The 1,873-nt window shown below is 49.9% G+C and carries 2 tRNA genes and 2 rRNA genes (1 of these 4 only partly in view); all 4 read left to right on the top strand.

The annotated features are described in order from the left end of the window. Window positions 1–49, top strand: a 16S ribosomal RNA gene (locus GJS45_RS24185); the annotation flags it as partial. A gap of 56 nt (window positions 50–105) precedes the next feature. Next, a tRNA-Ile gene (locus tag GJS45_RS23480) sits at window positions 106–179 on the top strand. 659 nt (window positions 180–838) lie between these two features. Then, window positions 839–912, top strand: a tRNA-Ala gene (locus tag GJS45_RS23475). 324 nt (window positions 913–1,236) lie between these two features. Continuing rightward, a 23S ribosomal RNA gene (locus tag GJS45_RS23470) occupies window positions 1,237–1,873 on the top strand (it continues 2,271 nt past the right edge of the window).

The following is a 1,873-nucleotide window of genomic DNA, read 5'->3' as shown; positions in this document are numbered from 1 at the left end:
GTCGTAACAAGGTAGCCGTACCGGAAGGTGCGGCTGGAACACCTCCTTTCTGGAATCAGGATTGTTTTTCTGTCTTACCTACTACTTCATTAATTAATGTATTAGGGGCCTGTAGCTCAGGTGGTTAGAGCGCTACACTGATAATGTAGAGGTCCGTGGTTCGAGTCCACGCAGGCCCACTTTATTTAGCAACCCAGTGTTGGATTAGTTCAGCTGTCTATAGCATCCCGACTTATGTCGGAAGGGTCAGCGGTTCGAAACCGAGGAAATAAAAAATCAGGGGGATTAGCTCAGCTGTCTATAGCATCCCGACTTACGTCGGGAGGGTCAGCTGCTAGAAACCGGGAAATTAAACAAACAGGGGATTAGCTCAGCTGTCTATAGCATCCCGACTTACGTCGGGAGGGTCAGCTGCTAGAAACCGGGAAATTAAACAAACAGGGGATTAGCTCAGCTGTCTATAGCATCCCGACTTACGTCGGGAGGGTCAGCTGCTAGAAACCGGGAAGATAGAAATTAGGGGGATTAGCTCAGCTGTCTATCATCCCGACTTACGTCGGGAGGGTCAGCTGCTCGAAACCGGGGGAATAAAAAACCATGGGGATTAGCTCAGCTGTCTATAGCATCCCGACTTACGTCGGGAGGGTCAGCCGCTCGAAACCGGGAAAATAGAAATTAGGGGGATTAGCTCAGCTGTCTATAGCATCCCGACTTACGTCGGGAGGGTCAGCTGCTAGAAACCGGGAAATTAAACAAACAGGGGATTAGCTCAGCTGTCTATAGCATCCCGACTTACGTCGGGAGGGTCAGCTGCTAGAAACCGGGAAGATAGAAATTAGGGGGATTAGCTCAGCTGGCTAGAGCACCTGCCTTGCACGCAGGGGGTCAACGGTTCGAATCCGTTATCCTCCACTTAGAAAGATTAAACTCACAAGGAGTTTTGTAAAAACAAGGAATGCAAGGAATGCTGTCTAGAGCATCCCGACACATTCGGGAGGGTCAACGGTTCGAATCCCTGCCTGACGGCAGGCAGGCGTTATCCTCCACTTAGAAAAAATTAATTTAATGAGCAAAAGGTTCGTTACTTTATTATTCAAAATTGAATAACCATTGATAGCATAAGCGCTATCAAAAAGTTCATTGACATGTTGAGCGGAGAATGCAATGAGTTTATTGCTACGTGAGTAGTGGTAAGCTGGAAATACCCCTTCGTGTTTGCAAAAGGGCACGGAGGGAGTTTAAGTGAATAAGGGCGTACGGGGGATGCCTAGGCTCCGGGAGGCGAAGAAGGACGTGCCAAGCTGCGAAAAGCTGTGGGGACCGGCACAGGCGGATTGATCCACAGATGTCCGAATGGGGCAACCCATCCTAAGTGATTAGGATATTGATTTATTTATAGATCAAGGCGAACGTGGGGAACTGAAACATCTAAGTACCCATAGGAAGAGAAAACAAATAGTGATTCCGTCAGTAGCGGCGAGCGGACGCGGAACAGCCCAAACCCTGCCGGTTACGGCCGTCAGGGGGTTGTAGGACCCAATAATCTGAGTTGATTCAGACCCGAACCGATTGGGAAGTCGGACCATAGGGGGTGATAGTCCCGTAGGGGAATGAATGAATGAGGAGTGGGTATCCTGAGTAAGCCGGGACGGGAGAAATCCCGGCTGAAACTGCCGGCACCATCCGGTAAGGCTAAATACTCCCCGGAGACCGATAGTGAACGAGTACCGTGAGGGAAAGGTGAAAAGTACCGTGAATAACGGGGTGAAAAGAACCTGAAACCGTACGCCTACAAGCGGTCGGAGTCCTGACTTGTCAGGATGACGGCGTGCCTTTTGCATAATGAGCCTACGAGTTGCTCCTCACCGGCAAG

This window comes from Cyclobacterium salsum, from assembly GCF_010119245.1.
Lineage (GTDB): Bacteria > Bacteroidota > Bacteroidia > Cytophagales > Cyclobacteriaceae > Cyclobacterium > Cyclobacterium salsum.
This window is presented reverse-complemented; position numbering and strand designations above follow the sequence as displayed.